This is a genomic window from Kitasatospora sp. CM 4170, from assembly GCF_032110285.1.
Lineage (GTDB): Bacteria > Actinomycetota > Actinomycetes > Streptomycetales > Streptomycetaceae > Kitasatospora > Kitasatospora aburaviensis.
In genome coordinates this window covers 2,995,603-3,011,213 of record NZ_CP134877.1, presented here as the reverse complement: position 1 = coordinate 3,011,213, position 15,611 = coordinate 2,995,603, and the positions used below count along the sequence as shown (strand labels likewise).

The following is a 15,611-nucleotide window of genomic DNA, read 5'->3' as shown; positions in this document are numbered from 1 at the left end:
CCGGGGCGTCCGACGGGAACTCCGGACGGGACGGCGGCGGTTCACGGTGCAGGACGCGGGGTCTCGGGAGGGGAGAGCCGGATGGACGGCGAAGCGATCATCGGACAGCTGATGACCACCGAGGGCCGGGCCGACCCGTACCCGCTGTACGCCCGGGCGCACGAGCTCGGCGCCGCCGCCCCGGCCGGGCCCGGCGTCGTCCTGGCGATCGGCCACACCGCCGCCAACCAGGTGCTGCGCAGTCCGGCCTTCGTCATGGAGGACATCGAGGCCCGGCTGCGGGCCGACCCCCAGCTCGCCCGGCACACCTCGGTCACCCTGTTCGGCCGCTCGATGCTGCAGCGCAACGCGCCCGACCACGCCCGCGTCCGCTCGCTGGTCGCCTCCGCGTTCAACGCCCGCCGGGTGGCCGCGCTCCGGCCGGCGGTGGAGGCGGCGGTCGGCCGACTGCTGGACGGCCTGGCCGAGCAGGGCGCGGACGGCTCGCCGGTCGACTTCATGGACGCCTTCGCCTTCCGGCTGCCGGTCGAGGTGATCTGCGAGCTGCTCGGCGTGCCCCCGCAGGACCGCTACCGCTTCCGCACTCTCGCGGGGGACCTCGCCGTCGCCCTGGAACTGGTCCAGGACCTCGACGAACTCGGCGCCGCCGACCTGGCCGCCGACGAGCTGACCGGCTACTTCACCGCCCTCGTCGCCGAGCGCCTGGCCCGGCCCCAGGACGACCTGGTCGGCGACCTCGCCCGGATCGCCGCCGACGCGCCCGAGCGGATCTCCGGCGCGGAACTGCTGGCCAACCTGGTGCTGCTGCTGGTGGCCGGCTTCGAGACCACCACCAACCTGCTGGGCAACGGCCTCGCGCTGCTCTTCCGGCACCCGGAGGTGGCGGCCGGGCTGCGCACCGGTGCCGCGGACCCCGCGGCGTTCACCGACGAGGTGCTGCGCTTCGACTCGCCGGTCCAGCTCACCACCCGGATCGCCGCCGCCGACGGGCTGGACGTGGCCGGCGTCCCGGCCCCGGCGGGCACCATGGTGCTGGTCCTGCTGGGCGCGGCCAACCACGACCCGGCCCGCTACCACCGGCCGGAGCTGTTCGATCCCGCCCGCACCGACGTCCAGCCGCTCAGCTTCGGCGGCGGCGCGCACTTCTGCCTCGGCTCCCGGCTGGCCCGGACGGAGGCCGAGGTCGCCTTCCCGGCGCTGCTCGACCGCTTCCCCCGGCTCGCTCCCGGCGGCGTGCCCACCCGTCGGGACCGCCTGGTCCTGCGCGGCTACGACACCCTGCCGATCACCGTCCGCTGACCCGGCCGGCCACCGCCGCGCCGAGGCCGACCATCGAGTACGGCCCGGGGAGCGGCCCGTCCGCCTCGACGTCCACCGAGATGCACACGGTCGGGGTGGTCTTCGTCCTGCTCGCCAGGGCGCCGATTCGGCACGCCGAAGCCCCCGCCCCGGCAAGCGAATTCGGGACGGGGGCCGCGGTGCGCGGAACCGGCGCTGGGCCGATGGGCGGTACGGCCTACAGGTCGTAGTAGAGCTCGAACTCGTGCGGGTGCGGGCGCAGGGCGATCGGGGCGATCTCGTTGGTGCGCTTGAAGTCGATCCAGGTCTCGATCAGGTCCGGAGTGAAGACGTTGCCCGCGAGCAGGTACTCGTGGTCGGCCTCCAGCGCCTCCAGCACGGCCGGCAGCGAGGACGGCACCTGCGGGACGTTGGCGTGCTCCTCCGGAGCGAGCTCGTAGAGGTCCTTGTCGACGGGCTCCAGCGGCTCGATCTTGTTCTTGATGCCGTCGAGGCCGGCCATCAGCATCGCCGAGAAGGCCAGGTACGGGTTGGACGACGGGTCCGGCGCGCGGAACTCGATGCGCTTGGCCTTGGCGTTCGAGCCGGTGATCGGGATGCGGATCGCGGCCGAGCGGTTGCGCTGCGAGTACACCAGGTTGACCGGCGCCTCGAAGCCGGGCACCAGCCGGTGGTAGGAGTTCACCGACGGGTTGGTGAAGGCCAGCAGCGACGGGGCGTGCCGGAGCAGACCGCCGATGTAGTAGCGGGCCGTGTCGGAGAGCCCGGCGTAGCCCTGCTCGTCGTAGAAGAGCGGGGATCCCGCGCTCCAGAGCGACTGGTGGACGTGCATGCCCGAGCCGTTGTCGCCGAAGATCGGCTTCGGCATGAAGGTGGCGGTCTTGCCGTTGCGCCACGCGACGTTCTTGATGATGTACTTGAACAGCATCAGGTCGTCGGCGGCGTGCAGCAGGGTGTTGAACTTGTAGTTGATCTCCGCCTGGCCGGCCGTGCCGACCTCGTGGTGCTGGCGCTCGACCTCCAGGCCGGCCGCGGCCAGCTCCAGGGACATCTCGGAGCGCAGGTCGGCGAAGTGGTCGACCGGCGGGATCGGGAAGTACCCGCCCTTGTACTTGACCTTGTAGCCGCGCACGTCGCCCTCGGCGGCGCCGGTGTTCCACGCGCCGGCCTCGGAGTCGATGTGGTAGAAGGACGCGTTGGCGCTGGTCTCGAAGCGGACCGAGTCGAACACGTAGAACTCGGCCTCGGGGCCGAAGAACGCGGTGTCGGCGATGCCGGAGGAGGCGAGGTAGGCCTCGGCCTTCTTGGCGACGTTACGCGGGTCGCGGCTGTAGGCCTCGCCGGTGACCGGGTCCTGGATGAAGAAGTTGATGTTGAGGTGCTTGTCCTTGCGGAACGGGTCGAGCCGGGCCGTGGCCAGGTCGGCGACGAGCGCCATGTCGGACTCGTGGATGGCCTGGAAGCCGCGGATCGACGAGCCGTCGAACATCAGCGTGTCGGCCGGGTCGAAGGTCGCGGCGGGCACGGAGAAGTGCTGCATGACGCCCGGGAGATCGCAGAACCGGACGTCGATGAACTTCACATCGTTGTCCTGGATGAACTGCTTCACTTCGGCGGCGTTGTTGAACATCCATCCTCCTCGGCGTGCGAATGGGGCTCACCCTAGGAATGGCCCGTTTCCAACCGGTGACCCGGTCGTTTCCTGAATGTTAACCGCCGTCGTTGGACGGGTGGCAAAGCCGTACGCTCCGGGGCAAATCGCTTCGCCCGCCCAGGCGGCGCTTCCGAAGTGGTCTGGACCACTTGGCAGCCTCGGTGGAAAGCCCGGGGCGGCCCGATTCACCCTCCGGGGGAGTCGGTGGCGGTTCCCGGTGTACGCCCGGTTAGTGTGGATTCGTGGACACCAGAGAAGCGTTGGGATCGTGGATCGACGGCCCGAAGGCGGCCGCCGAGAAGATGGGCGCCGACTTCGGCTACCGCGGTGAGCGCCTCGGGCTGCCCAAGGAGGGCACCGGTTCGGTCGCCGGACCGGGCCGCCGGCTGGGCGCGCTGTTCGTCGACGGCTGGCTGGTCGCCCTGGTCGCCTACGGGCTGATCACCAAGGGCTCCGCGGGCACGGCCAACCTGTGGACCACCCCGCTCCTCTTCGCCGTCACCGTGGTGCTGCTCGCCACGACGGGGACCACGGTCGGCAAGCGGCTGTTCGGCCTGCGGGTGGTGCGCCTGGACGGCAGCCGCGCCACCATCCCGCAGGTGATGCTGCGCACCGTGCTGCTCTTCCTGCTGGTGCCGGCCCTGGTCTGGGACCGGGACACCCGCGGCCTGCACGACAAGGCGGTCGGCACCGTCGAGGTCCGCATCTAGGGAGCGCTCTGGCTCCCGTTGGCGCGGCGGTACCCGAGCGGGCGCCCCACCCGGGCGAGCGTGGCCCTGAGTGGCCCTGAGTGGCCCCACCCGGCCCGGCCGCCCGGCCCCCGAAACACCGAACGGCCCCGCCGCGGAGGATCCGCGGCGGGGCCGTCTCGTCTCGATGGGGAGGGGGGTCAGCGGGCCTGGCCGCCCTTGGGCATCCGGGCACCCTTGGGCATCGGGCCCTTGGGGATCGGCGCCTTGGAGAGCAGGTCGCCCAGCGCGCGCAGCCGGTCGTTGGTCTCGGTGACCTGGGCCGGGGTGATGGCGCGCGGCAGCCGCATCAGGTGGATCTGCAGCTTCTTCAGCGGGACCTCGTCCTCGCCGTCGCCCACGACGATGTCGTAGACCGGGACGTCGCCGACGACCCGGGACATCTTCTTCTTCTCGGAGGCCAGCAGCTGGCGCACCCGGTTCGGGTTGCCCTCACCGATCAGCGCGATGCCGGCCCGGCCCACGGCGCGGTAGACCGCGTCCTGGTTGCGGGTCACCGCCACCGGGGTGGAGCTGGCGCTCCAGCCGCGGCGGATGTTGTTCAGCACCGCCGCGACGGCCCCCGGCTGGCCCTCCATCTGCCCGAACGCGGCGCGCTCGGCCCGGCGCCCGAAGACGATCGCCATGGCCAGGAAGGCCACGATGAAGCCCAGGATGCCCAGGTAGACGGGGTGGTCGATCGCGAAGCCGATGGCGAGGAACACGCCGAAGGTCAGCAGGCCGACGCCGGCGATGATCAGGCCGATCTTGGTGTCGACCTTCTTGGTCATGGTGTACGCCAGGCGGATCTGCTTCAGTCGCCCGGGGTTCTCGGATGTTTCCCTCGCCATAACGCTCATGGTACGTGCCGTGGGTACGGGATATCCAAGCCCGGGTACCCGTTCGCCCCGAACGTGACCCTGGTGAACCCGCGCGGTCGCGCAGCGGTACAGCCTCTCAGCGCCGCGCGGCCTCCGCGGCCGGCCCGGCGGGCAGCGCGTCGCGCTCCCGGGCCGCCGCGTACCGTCGGTTCTCGCAGACCGCGGCCCAGGCGTTGCGCCGCGCCTGGCGCTGGCCGCCCGCCAGCAGAACGCTCTCGGCCAGCCGCAGCGCGGTGCCCACCGACCGGATGCCGACCTGCATGTCGAACAGCTCCCCTCGTGGTGGAAATGCTTCGAACGCCCCCATCGTCACCACCCCGTGTTACCAGGCCGTGACCTGCCAGTCAAAGCCCGATGAACCGGAAGGGGCGGAGCCGTGGCTCCGCCCCTTCGGATGGCTCAATCCGGCCGCTGCGAACGGACCGGCCGGCCCTGCGGCCGTCAGACCGCGGTCTGCGCCCGGTGGTCCAGCGCCTGCCGGTACAGCCGCCCGGCACGGTACGAGGAGCGCACCAGCGGGCCGGACATGACCCCGGCGAAGCCGAGCTCCTCGGCCTCCTGCTGCAGCTCGACGAACTCCTGCGGCTTCACCCAGCGCTCCACGGGGTGGTGGCGCAGCGACGGGCGCAGGTACTGGGTGATGGTGATCAGCTCGCAGCCGGCCCCGACCAGGTCGGCCAGCGCCTGGCTGACCTCCTCGCGGGTCTCGCCCATGCCCAGGATCAGGTTGGACTTGGTGACCAGCCCGGCCGCGCGGGCCTGGGTGATGACGTCCAGCGAGCGCTCGTAGCGGAACGCGGGCCGGATCCGCTTGAAGATCCGCGGCACGGTCTCGACGTTGTGCGCCAGCACCTCGGGGCGGGACGAGAAGACCTCGGCCAGCTGCTCCGGCACCGCGTTGAAGTCGGGGATGAGCAGCTCGACGCCGGTGCGGCCGGCGGCGCGCCCGGCCGTCATCTCGTGGACCTGGCGCACCGTCTCGGCGTACAGCCAGGCGCCGCCGTCCTCCAGGTCGTCGCGGGCGACGCCGGTGATGGTGGCGTAGTTGAGGTCCATGGTCACGATGGACTCGGCGACGCGGCGCGGCTCGTCCCGGTCGAACTCGGCGGGCTTGCCGGTGTCGATCTGGCAGAAGTCGCAGCGGCGGGTGCACTGGTCACCGCCGATGAGGAAGGTCGCCTCGCGGTCCTCCCAGCACTCGAAGATGTTCGGGCAGCCGGCCTCCTGGCAGACCGTGTGCAGCCCCTCCTTCTTCACCAGCGACTGGAGGGCGTTGTACTCCGGGCCCATCTTCGCGCGGGTCTTGATCCACTCGGGCTTCCGCTCGATGGGGGTCTCGCTGTTGCGGACCTCCAGGCGGAGAAGCTTCCTGCCGTCGGGCGCGACAGCGGACACGTGCGACTCCTAGAGAACTAGACGGGGTACCCCCAGGGTACGCCTGTGCTTGTACGGCCTTCGCCGGGCCTGCGGCCCGCAATCGCAGGGCAACAGAGCTACCGGCGGGTAGATTCCCCGGACCCGGCCGGGGACCGGGCCCGGAGGCCCGGGGCTCGGCGGCGGCTCAGCGGCCGGGCGCCGGCTCCGGCAGCTCGGCGAAGACGCCCGCCAGGTGCTTCTCGACCGCGGTCAGCGCGTCCCCGACCGGGAAGTCCCGGCCCAGTTCGCCGGAGAGCGAGGCCACGCCGGCGTCCCGGATGCCGCAGGGCACGATCCGGTCGAACCAGGTCATGTCGGGGTCGCAGTTGAGCGCGAAGCCGTGCATCGTCACCCCGCGCGAGACCCGCACGCCGATCGCGGCGAGCTTGCGGTCGTCGCCGCGCTGCCCGGCGTTGGAGGGCGCGTACTCGGGGCCGGCCAGCCGCGGGTCGATGCCCAGCGGCAGGCCCATCCGCAGGGTCAGCTTGCCGATGTCGACGACCTGCGACGGGTCCACCACCGCGTCCGGGATGGTCTCGCCCAGCACCCAGACGCCGCTGCGGCCCTCGACCCGGGTGGTCTCCACGCCGAACTCGCCGCAGGCCCGGATCAGCGCCTCCTCCAGCCGCCGCACGTACGCCACGACGTCCATCGGCTCGGGCAGCTTCACGATCGGGTAGCCGACCAGCTGGCCGGGGCCGTGCCAGGTGATCTCGCCGCCCCGGTTGACCTCGACCACCGGCGTGCCGTCCAGCGGGAGGTCGGCCGGGTTGGTGCGCCGGCCCATGGTGTAGACGGGCGGGTGCTCCAGCAGCAGCACCGTGTCGGGGATCTCGTCGGCGACCCGGAGCGCGTGCAGCCTTTGCTGCTCCTCCCAGGCCTCCTGGTACGGGACCGCGCTCTCGCCCATGCCCATGCGCACGAACCGTATGTCCTTGCTCATGCGCCCACCTCGTTGCGCTCCGTGGTCACTGCTGCTCCTTGCCAGGCGTTCGAGACCAACCTCGCCACTGTACGCCTCGGCCGGTGGCGCCGTTCAGGCGCCCGAGAGCAGCTGCAGCCGGAGCGCGAGCTGGAGTTCCAGCGAGCGCTCGGGGTGGTTCCAGTCCTGGCCGAGCAGCACCTCGACCCGGTCCAGCCGCTGCACCACGGTGTTCACGTGGACGTGCAGCTCGTCCTTGGCCCGGGTCAGGCTGCCGCCGCAGTCGAAGTAGGCGCGCAGGGTGCGGACCAGCTCGGTGCCGCGCCGGGCGTCGTAGTCCAGCAGCGGGCCGAGCGTCGCGCCGACGAAGCCGTCCACGTCGTGGCCGTCGCCGAGCAGCACGCCGAGGAACCCGAGCGCCCGGGCCGAGGCGCCCTCGCCGGACCTGCCGAGCACCCGCAGCGCCCGGACGCAGCGCAGGCCCTCGGCGTGGGCGGCGGCCAGCGCCACCGGGCCGGCGGCCGGGCGGCCGGCGCCCACGGTGACCGGGAACCCGGCCAGCCGGGCCAGCCGCTCGGCGGCCCGCTCGGCCGCCAGCCGGGCGGAGTCCGTGCCGTCCGGCCCGTCCGGTCCGTCGGGCCCGCGGCCGCCGGGCGGGGCGTCCTCGGCCGGGACGAGCAGGACGACGGTCTCGCCGTGCTCGGCGCCGATCCCGCGCGAGCCGAACAGGTACCGCTCGGCCGCGCCGGCCAGCCGGCAGCGGTCGGTGGCGGCGGTGCCGGGGGCGCCGGCCGGTTCGGCGACCAGCACCACGTGCGGGCGGCCGAGGTCGACGCCGAGCCGGCGGCCGCGCGCGGTCAGCCCGGCCGGGTCGCGGTCGGGCGCGGTGAGCAGGTCGGCGAGCAGCTCGCCGCGGACCCTGTTCTCGGCCTCGGCCACCGAACGGCGCAGCAGCAGGAGCAGCGCGGTCACCACGCTCGCCCGCTCGAACAGCCGCCGGTCGGCGTCGCCGAGGTCCGGGCGGCCGCGCAGCACCAGGGTGCCGAGCGGCTCCTGGCCGGCCAGCACCGCGCAGACCCAGGCCTCGCCGTGCCGGACCGAGCGGCCCTCGGTCCGGGACGCGGCGACCGCCTCGGCCAGCCCCTCGGCGGCCGCCGCCCGGCCGGCCAGCGGCTCGCCCCCGGTGTCCAGCACGGCTATCTCGCCGCCGAGCAGGGCGGCCACCGCGGCGGCCACGTCCGGCACCTCGGCCCCGCGCAGCACCAGGTCGGTGAGCCGGTCGTGCCCCTGTTCGGCGCGCTGGACGGCCGCCGAGTGGGCCCGGATCAGCTCGTTGGCGGAGTTCAGCTCGGCCAGTGCGGCCCGGGTGTCGGCCAGCGACTTGGCGGTGTCCAGGGCGATCGCGGCGTGCGCGGCCAGCGTGCAGAGCAGCGCGACCTCGTCGGGGGAGAAGGCCCGGGGGGAGCGGTCGGCGGCGAAGAGCACCCCGATCACCTGCCCGCCGAGCAGCAGCGGGACGCCGATGATCGCCACCAGGCCCTCGTCCAGGACGCCCGCGTCGATGGTGCCGGTGTGGTGGAACCGCTCGTCGGTCCGGTAGTCCGGGGTCGCGTACGGGCGGGCGGTCTGCGCGACCAGACCGCCGAGGCCGTCGCCGAGGCTGAGCCGCAGGTTCTGGAAGAGCACGGAGACCGAACCGTCCGTCACCCGCATGTAGGTGTCGCCGGCCGCCTCGTCCGGGAGGGTCAGGTAGGCGGTGTCGGTGCCGAGCAGCATCCGGGCCCGGCGGACGATGGCCTGCAGCACGGTGTCGAGCTCCCGGGAGGCGGCGAGGTCCCCGGCGGTGTCGAAGAGGGCGGTCAGCTCCGCCTCGCGGCGCCGGTGCTGACGCAGCGTCCGGTGCACCCGCAGGGCCTGCCAGGTGGCGTCGTCGATCTCGCTCAGCACCGCGGCCGGGGCCCCCTGGCGTCGGGCGTCGGCCAGCACGTCGGCGAAGTCCTCGGTGGCGGCGCCGGAGGCGAGCAGGTCGAGCAGCCGGCGCAGCGCCGGCGCCGAGCTGGTGCGGGGATCGGTCATGGTGCGGGCCGCCAATCGCAGTGAGCGGGAAGCGCGATGGTACGCCAGGGGTACGACGGGCCGGCGCCCGCGCGGGAGGCGGGCGCCGGCCCGGGTGGGCGTCGGGCCGGGGCGGGGCGAGGGGTCGTCAGGCCGTGGCGGGCTTCGCGACCGCGGCCGCCTGCTCGGCGGCCTCCGGCCCGGTCCCGACGTCCGCGAGGTCCCGGCCGCGGGTCTCCCGGGCGCAGAGCACGGCCCCCACGGTGACCAGGGCGGCGATCGCCACGTACACCGAGATCGGCGTCGAGCTGCCGTAGTCCTTCAGCAGCGCGGTGGCGATCAGCGGGGCGGGCGCGCCGGCCGCGACCGAGGCGAACTGGGCGCCGATCGAGGCGCCCGAGTACCGCATCCGGGTGGCGAACAGCTCGGAGAAGAACGCCGCCTGCGGTGCGTACATCGCGCTGTGGAAGACCAGCCCGATCGTCACCGCCAGCACCAGGCCGCCGAACGACTCGGTGTCCACCAGCCCGAAGAAGACGAAGGCCCAGATCCCGACGCCCACCGCTCCGACCAGGTACACCGGCTTGCGCCCGACCCGGTCGGAGAGCGCCCCGAAGGCCGGTATCAGCGCGAACTGGACCGCCGAGGCGATCAGCACCGCGTTCAGGGCGGTCTGCTTGGGCAGGTGAACGTGCGTCACCGCGTAGGCCAGGACGAACGTGGTCATCACGTAGTACGAGATGTTCTCCGCCATCCGGGCGCCCATCGCCACCAGCACCTCGCGCCAGTGGTGCCGGAGCACCGCGACCAGCGGCGGCTGCTCGGCCTGCGCCTGCTCGCCCTTGCGCGCCTCGGCCCGCGCCAGGGCCTCCTTGAACAGCGGCGACTCGTCCACCGCCAGCCGGATCCACATCCCGACCCCGACCAGCACCGCCGAGAGCAGGAACGGCACCCGCCAGCCCCAGGCGACGAAGGTCGCGTCCGACTGCACCGTGGTCAGCAGCGACAGCACCCCGGCCGCCAGCAGGTTCCCCGCCGGCGCGCCGCCCTGCGGCCAGGACGCCCAGAACCCGCGCCGCCGCTGGTCCCCGTGCTCCGACACCAGCAGCACCGCGCCGCCCCATTCGCCGCCGAGCGCGAACCCCTGCACCAGCCGCAGCGCCGTCAGCAGGACCGGCGCGGCCGCCCCGATCGAGTCGTAGGTGGGCAGGCAGCCGATCAGCGTGGTCGACCCGCCCATCAGCAGCAGGCTCACCACCAGCAGTTTCTTCCGCCCGATCCGGTCGCCGAAGTGCCCGAAGACCAGCGCGCCCAGCGGCCGGGCGGCGAAACCGATCGCATAGGTGAGGAAGGAGAGCAGCGTCCCGGTCAGCGGATCGCTGGTGGGGAAGAACAGCTTGTTGAAGACGAGCGCGGCGGCCGTTCCGTAGAGAAAGTAGTCGTACCACTCGATGGTGGTCCCGATCAGGCTGGCGGCCACCACTCTCGGGAGTGAGCGGCCCGCCGCCGGGGCGGGTGCGGGTGCGGAGGCGGTCATGGTTCCTCTTCCTCGTTCCTTCTGTCGCGTCGCTCAGTGCGCGGTCCAGCCGCCGTCGATGGCGAGGCTGGCGCCGGTTATGTAGGAGGCGTGGGGGGAGCAGAGCCAGACGGCGAGCCCGGCCACCTCGGCCGGCTCGATCAGGCGCTTCACGGCGGTGCGGTCGAGCATGATCTGCTCCACCACCTCGTCCTCGCGGATGCCGTGGGCCAGGGCCTGGCCGGCGATCTGCTTCTCCACCAGCGGGGTGCGGACGTACCCCGGGTTGATGCAGTTGCTGGTGACGCCGTGGGGCGCGCCCTCCAGGGCGACCGTCTTGCTCAGCCCCTCCAGGGCGTGCTTGGCGGTCACGTAGGCCGACTTGAACGCGCTGGCGCGCAGGCCGTGCACGGAGGAGATGTTGACGACCCGTCCCCAGTCCTGCCCGTACATGTGCGGGAGGGTCCGGCGCAGGATCCGGAACGGGGCCTCGACCATCACCCGCTGGATCAGGGTGAACCGGTCGATCGGGAACTCGTGCACGGGCGCGACGTGCTGGAGGCCGGCGTTGTTGACCACGATGTCGGCGTCGTCCGGCAGGGCCTCCACCGCCGCCGGGTCGGAGAGGTCCGCGACGAGCGCGGTGCCGCCGATCCGCTCGGCGAGCTCGCGGGCCGGGCCGGCCGCCAGGTCGACGACGTAGACCCGGGCGCCGGCCTCGGCGAAGGCCTCGGCGCAGGCCCGGCCGATGCCCGAGGCGGCGCCGGTGACCAGGGCCGTGCGGCCGTCCAGCGGGCGGGCTGAAGTGGTGTCCATGGCCGAGAACGGTAGGAATCCGAAGGCCCGGCTCCTATGGCGTGGTCCGCTACAGCACCCCGGTGGACTGTGGCGGTCATCGCTATGACGCCCGAACGTCGGTTCCCCCGTCCTGAGCCAAACCCATCCTGTCCTGGCTTCCCCACAATGGGCGCCGATGCTTCACCCGTTCGGAGGATTGCTCGGTCAGAACCACCCATAGCGCCCGAATGCTCGCTACATTCACGCCGATTCCCGACAGGGGGCGCCGCCACGGGCAGCCGAAGTGCTGGTGGAGCCGGTGCGGCGTCCGAGAGGTGTTGACTGACTATGCCCCAACTGCCTGCAACCGACAGCCCGGCGTACGGACCGCTCGACCCGCTCGACCAGCACCGGGGGCCGGTCGACCGGGCCTTTCCGGACGCCCCCGACGCCCCGACCGCCGACGAGTTGCGAGTGCCCGTCCAGGCCACGTCCGTCACGCCCGACCGGCACCAGGGCGCGGTGGCCGCTCCGGACGGGCCCGGCACGGCCGTGGCCGCCCCGCCCGCGCCGGCGTCCGGCCACAGCGGCCCCTCGCCGCAGAACGGCCAGCTCGCCGCGCTCATCGAGGAGGCCGGCTTCTCGCACGCCGGCCTGGCCCGCCGGGTCGACCAGCTCGGCCTGGAACACGGCCTGGACCTGCGCTACGACAAGACCTCGGTGACCCGCTGGCTCCGCGGCCAGCAGCCGCGCGGGGCCACCCCGGCGCTGATCGCCGAGGTCTTCACCCGCCGGCTCGGCCGCCGCCTCACCGCCCAGGACCTCGGCCTGGACGCCTGCGCCCCGGTCTACGCCGGCCTGGAGTTCGCCGAGACGCCGCAGGAGGCGGTGGACATCGTGGCGAGCATGTGGCGCAAGGACAACGGCCCGCAGTCCGAGCTGCGCCGGATCGCCTTCACCCCGGCCGGGCTGGTCGTCCCCAGCCGGGACTGGCTGATCGGGCGGACCGACGAACGGGTCGCCCGCGACGGCTCCACGCTGCCCCGGCCCGACGCGGCCGGCCCGCCGCCCACCGGTGCGGCTCCGGCCGGTGCGGCCCCGGTCGGTCCGCCCGGCACCTCCGCCGCGCCCCCGGTGCGCACCCCGGCGTCCGGCCAGGCCGGGGCGCCCGCCGCGCGCGGCGCCGCCGGAGCCGCCGCCGGGTCGGCCACCGGAGCTGCGGTCGGTGGGGGTGCCGGCGCCGGGGCGGCTCTGGGCCGGGTTCCGACCCAGAGCCGGCGCCCGCCGGTCGCCGTCGAGCCGCCGTACACCGACCCGGCCCGCGAGCCGCGCCCGGCGCTGCGGGTCGGCCGGGGCGACATCGCCGCGATCCGCGCGGTCGGGGACCTCTTCCGCGCGCTGGACCACGCCTACGGCGGCGGCCACGCCCGCCAGGCGCTGGTCCGCTACCTGGAGAGCGAGGCCGAGCCGATGCTGCGCGGCCGCTACGGCGAGCAGATCGGCCGGGCGCTCTTCGGCGCGGTCGCCGACCTCACCAGACTCGCCGGCTGGACGTCCTTCGACATCGCCGCCCACGGCCTGGCCCAGCGCTACTTCGTCCAGGCGCTGCGGCTCTCCCAGGCGGCGGGGGACCGCGCGCTCGGCGGGTACGTCCTGGTGACGATGAGCCAGCAGGCGGTGCACCTCGGCCACGGCCGGGAGGCCGTCCAGCTGGCCCGGGTCGCCCAGCAGGGGGTGGGCACCGCCGTGCCGCCCACCGTCCAGGCGCTGCTGCACGCCGCCGAGGCGCGCGGCCACGGCCTGCTCGGCGACGTCCGGGCCTGCACCACCGCGCTGGTGCGGGCCGAGCGATCGCTGGCAGCGGCCCGATCCGGGGACGAACTCCCCTCCTGGGCACGGTACTTCGACGAGGCCCAGCTCTCCGACGAGTTCGCCCACTGCTACCGGGACCTCCAGCAGTGGCGCACCTCGGCCCAGCACGCCGAGAAGTCGCTGCGGCTGCGCTCGCCCGCCTACGCCCGGAGCCGGATCTTCTGCCGGCTGGTGCTGGCCACCGCCCGGCTCGGCATGGGCGACCTCGACGAGGCCTGCTCGATGGCCACGGACGCGTTGCGGGCGGCGGGGGAGATGCGCTCGGCCCGCTCGCTGGAGTACGTGCGGGACTTCCACCGCCGCCTCACCCCCTACCGCGGCAGCCCGGTGGCCCGTGCCTTCGAGGAGACGGCTCGCCAGTCGGGGGTGATCTGACGACGGCGATGGCGACGGCCGCCGGGCGTGGCGGCCGGGTGCGGGGTGCGGCGGGGTGTCCGGGCGTCCGGGCGGCGGTACTGGGCGCTCGGCGCCGGCCCGCGTACGGTTGACCGTCGTGCCCGCGACGAGTGCGGCCGCGAGGAGTGCGGCCACCGGGGTCACCAGCCACGCGGAGCCCGCCCGTTCGAGCGGGCCGCCGCGCAGCTCGGCAGCCGGGCGGGCGTGCTCCCGGCCGCCGCCCGGTACGCCTTGGGCGGTCCCGAGCCGCCCCGGCAGGCGTTGGGCCCGCCCCCGGACGCTCTGGGCCTGCCCGGGATGCCTTGGGGCGCCCCCGGGCCGCTCGGGCCACCCCGGGTCACGCCGTGCCGGCCCGCTGCCCGGAGGGGCGTCAGGCCGCCGCCGCCTCCTGGGCACCGACCGGCAGACCGAGGTCGCGGACCACGGCCTCCGCCGCCCGCCGGCCCGACACCAGGGCCCCCTGCGCGCTGCTGGTGTCCCGGTGGTCGCCGCAGACGTACAGCCCGGCCAGCAGACGCACCGGACGCCGGCTGTTGTGCGGCGGCGGCATGGCCGGTACCGCGTCCGGGACGTGCCGCACGCTCAGGAACTGCCAGCCCCTGGTCGGCGTGCCGTACAGCTCCGCCAGCCGCCCGCGCACCGCCGGTTCGAGTGCGGCGGGCCCACCGGCGTCGAAGGAGCGCCGGCCGAGCACCGTGGTGGCGATCAGCGCCTGCCCGGCGGGGGCGTACGAGGGGTGCAGCTCGGTGAGCACCACCGAGTGCGAGACCAGCGCCGGCTGCCCGCCCGGTCGGTCCCCGTCCAGGAGCAGGACGGGCTCGCCGATCGGCGCCCGGTCGGCCGCGTGGTAGTACGTCGTGACGGGGTGGAAGTCCGGCACCCGCAGGCCGGGCAGCAGCTCGGCGGCGGAGCGCGCACCGGTGGCCACCACGACGGCCTGGGCGCCGATCCGCCCGTGCCCGGCGGTCTCCACGCCGTCGGCGGCGATCGCGGTGACCTCCACCCCCGTCCGCACGGTGGCGGCGGGGAGCACGGCGGCCAGCTGGGCCGGCACGGCCGCGACCCCGCCGGCGGGCAGACAGAGCCGGCCGCGCGCGTAGCAGCGCAGCACCAGGTCGGCGATCCGGCTGCTGGTGCCGAGGGCCGGGTCGCTGAGCAGGGTGGAGAGCAGCGGGCGCAGGAAGCCGTCGACGGCGCGCGGTGCCGGACCGCGCTCGGCCAGGGCGCGGGCGGTGGTGGTCTCCGGCCGGCTCTGCAGTCGCCCGGCCGGGGTGGTGGCCAGTCGGCCGAGCCAGCCGCCCAGCCGGGCCCGGTCCAGCGGGCTGCCCAGCGGCGCCCGGGTGGTGGCCTGGCGGGCCGCGGTCAGCTGGGGGTCGCCGGCGCGGTACCGGCGGCCGCCGCTGTGCACGAGTACGCCGGGCGCGAGCGGGCGCAGTTCGAGGCGGTCGAGGTCGAGGACCCGCCGCAGCTCGGGATACGCGGTGTTGAGCAGCTGGCTGCCGTGGTCGAGCCGGAAGCCGTCCAGCTCGCGGGTGGCCATCCGGCCGCCGACCCGGTCCGTGGCCTCCAGGACCTGGACGCTCAGGCCGTGGCCGGTGAGGACGCGGGCGGCGGCCAGGCCCGCGAGTCCGGCGCCTACCACGACGACGTCCGGGTCGGACTGTCGGCGGGCGCGGCGAATGAAGTCGTACGTGGGCACTGGCGTGCTCCCTCCCTGGGTTCCCGGGGCTCCGGCCGACGCGGGCAGCGGGGTGCCGGGCACGGTCCGACCATGTGATGCCCAGTCAGTGCGAGCGTCAGACAAGCACATCGGGCCGGATCCGGGGTCCGGGAAGGGTTGTGCGGCACGGCGCGGGGGCGCGGTCACGGACTGTGCGCCCAATCGGCCGGGTTCGGGGGTCGGCGGGCGCGCACGGTCACCAGGGGCGTGCGACGCGCCCACCGTGTGCTCCCGTGCGCCCCCTCCCGGAGACCCGCCCGACCCCGCTCGGCATATGCCCCTGGCCAGCGCAGATGCCGTAGCGGGCGTACGCGGGCCCGCACCGGCCGGCGCGGACACCCGCGTGGACGCGCGACGGCCGCGGCGTACACCCCG

At 74.4% G+C, this 15,611-nt stretch carries 12 protein-coding genes; 3 read left to right on the top strand and 9 right to left on the bottom strand.

What is annotated here, in order from left to right; all coding sequences use genetic code 11:
* The first annotated feature begins 81 nt into the window (after positions 1–81).
* Positions 82–1,299, top strand: coding sequence for a cytochrome P450 (locus tag RMN57_RS12250; protein ID WP_313763427.1), 1,218 nt, complete (start codon positions 82–84; stop codon positions 1,297–1,299).
* A gap of 217 nt (positions 1,300–1,516) precedes the next feature.
* Here RMN57_RS12250 and glnA read toward each other — a convergent pair whose 3' ends face one another.
* Positions 1,517–2,929 carry a type I glutamate--ammonia ligase gene (gene glnA, locus RMN57_RS12245; protein ID WP_313763426.1) on the bottom strand — a complete coding sequence of 471 codons (1,413 nt, stop codon included), beginning with the start codon at positions 2,927–2,929 and terminating at the stop codon, positions 1,517–1,519.
* 266 nt (positions 2,930–3,195) lie between these two features.
* On the opposite strand from glnA, the gene RMN57_RS12240 reads away from it, so the two are divergent.
* The gene (locus RMN57_RS12240; RefSeq protein WP_313763425.1) at positions 3,196–3,663 is read left to right on the top strand and encodes an RDD family protein; all 468 of its coding nucleotides are present in this window, start codon (positions 3,196–3,198) and stop codon (positions 3,661–3,663) included.
* Between the two features lie 179 nt (positions 3,664–3,842).
* Here RMN57_RS12240 and RMN57_RS12235 read toward each other — a convergent pair whose 3' ends face one another.
* From RMN57_RS12235 to RMN57_RS12205, 7 genes are all read right to left on the bottom strand, one after another.
* On the bottom strand, positions 3,843–4,541 hold the full coding sequence (locus tag RMN57_RS12235) for a DUF4191 domain-containing protein (protein ID WP_380237841.1): 699 nt from the start codon (positions 4,539–4,541) through the stop codon (positions 3,843–3,845).
* Between the two features lie 97 nt (positions 4,542–4,638).
* Positions 4,639–4,824 (bottom strand): hypothetical protein, encoded by a 186-nt coding sequence (locus RMN57_RS12230; RefSeq protein WP_313763423.1) that lies wholly within the window; start codon positions 4,822–4,824, stop codon positions 4,639–4,641.
* Positions 4,825–5,003: 179 nt separating this feature from the next.
* Positions 5,004–5,957 carry a lipoyl synthase gene (gene lipA, locus RMN57_RS12225; protein WP_313763422.1) on the bottom strand — a complete coding sequence of 318 codons (954 nt, stop codon included), beginning with the start codon at positions 5,955–5,957 and terminating at the stop codon, positions 5,004–5,006.
* A gap of 166 nt (positions 5,958–6,123) precedes the next feature.
* Positions 6,124–6,921 (bottom strand): lipoyl(octanoyl) transferase LipB, encoded by a 798-nt coding sequence (gene lipB, locus RMN57_RS12220; RefSeq protein ID WP_313763421.1) that lies wholly within the window; start codon positions 6,919–6,921, stop codon positions 6,124–6,126.
* Positions 6,922–7,014: 93 nt separating this feature from the next.
* Positions 7,015–8,976, bottom strand: coding sequence for a GAF domain-containing protein (locus tag RMN57_RS12215; RefSeq protein ID WP_313763420.1), 1,962 nt, complete (start codon positions 8,974–8,976; stop codon positions 7,015–7,017).
* Between the two features lie 127 nt (positions 8,977–9,103).
* The gene (locus RMN57_RS12210) at positions 9,104–10,492 is read right to left on the bottom strand and encodes an MFS transporter (protein ID WP_313763419.1); all 1,389 of its coding nucleotides are present in this window, start codon (positions 10,490–10,492) and stop codon (positions 9,104–9,106) included.
* A gap of 33 nt (positions 10,493–10,525) precedes the next feature.
* Positions 10,526–11,287 carry a 3-hydroxybutyrate dehydrogenase gene (locus RMN57_RS12205; RefSeq protein ID WP_313763418.1) on the bottom strand — a complete coding sequence of 254 codons (762 nt, stop codon included), beginning with the start codon at positions 11,285–11,287 and terminating at the stop codon, positions 10,526–10,528.
* A gap of 309 nt (positions 11,288–11,596) precedes the next feature.
* Between RMN57_RS12205 and RMN57_RS12200 the strand changes: the two genes are divergently transcribed.
* Positions 11,597–13,495 carry a regulator gene (locus RMN57_RS12200; protein ID WP_313763417.1) on the top strand — a complete coding sequence of 633 codons (1,899 nt, stop codon included), beginning with the start codon at positions 11,597–11,599 and terminating at the stop codon, positions 13,493–13,495.
* A gap of 391 nt (positions 13,496–13,886) precedes the next feature.
* On the opposite strand, the gene RMN57_RS12195 is transcribed toward RMN57_RS12200, so the two are convergent.
* Positions 13,887–15,215 carry an NAD(P)/FAD-dependent oxidoreductase gene (locus tag RMN57_RS12195; protein WP_313763416.1) on the bottom strand — a complete coding sequence of 443 codons (1,329 nt, stop codon included), beginning with the start codon at positions 15,213–15,215 and terminating at the stop codon, positions 13,887–13,889.
* Between the last annotated feature and the right edge of the window lie 396 nt (positions 15,216–15,611).

What these genes read in the sequence shown, in the direction of transcription:
- RMN57_RS12250 (WP_313763427.1), top strand. Translation starts at nt 82, where the DNA reads ATGGACGGCGAAGCGATCATCGGACAGCTGATGACCACCGAGGGCCGG.
- glnA (WP_313763426.1), bottom strand. Translation starts at nt 2,929, where the DNA reads ATGTTCAACAACGCCGCCGAAGTGAAGCAGTTCATCCAGGACAACGAT.
- RMN57_RS12235 (WP_380237841.1), bottom strand. Translation starts at nt 4,541, where the DNA reads ATGAGCGTTATGGCGAGGGAAACATCCGAGAACCCCGGGCGACTGAAG.
- RMN57_RS12230 (WP_313763423.1), bottom strand. Translation starts at nt 4,824, where the DNA reads ATGCAGGTCGGCATCCGGTCGGTGGGCACCGCGCTGCGGCTGGCCGAG.
- lipB (WP_313763421.1), bottom strand. Translation starts at nt 6,921, where the DNA reads ATGAGCAAGGACATACGGTTCGTGCGCATGGGCATGGGCGAGAGCGCG.
- RMN57_RS12215 (WP_313763420.1), bottom strand. Translation starts at nt 8,976, where the DNA reads ATGACCGATCCCCGCACCAGCTCGGCGCCGGCGCTGCGCCGGCTGCTC.
- RMN57_RS12210 (WP_313763419.1), bottom strand. Translation starts at nt 10,492, where the DNA reads ATGACCGCCTCCGCACCCGCACCCGCCCCGGCGGCGGGCCGCTCACTC.
- RMN57_RS12205 (WP_313763418.1), bottom strand. Translation starts at nt 11,287, where the DNA reads ATGGACACCACTTCAGCCCGCCCGCTGGACGGCCGCACGGCCCTGGTC.
- RMN57_RS12200 (WP_313763417.1), top strand. Translation starts at nt 11,597, where the DNA reads ATGCCCCAACTGCCTGCAACCGACAGCCCGGCGTACGGACCGCTCGAC.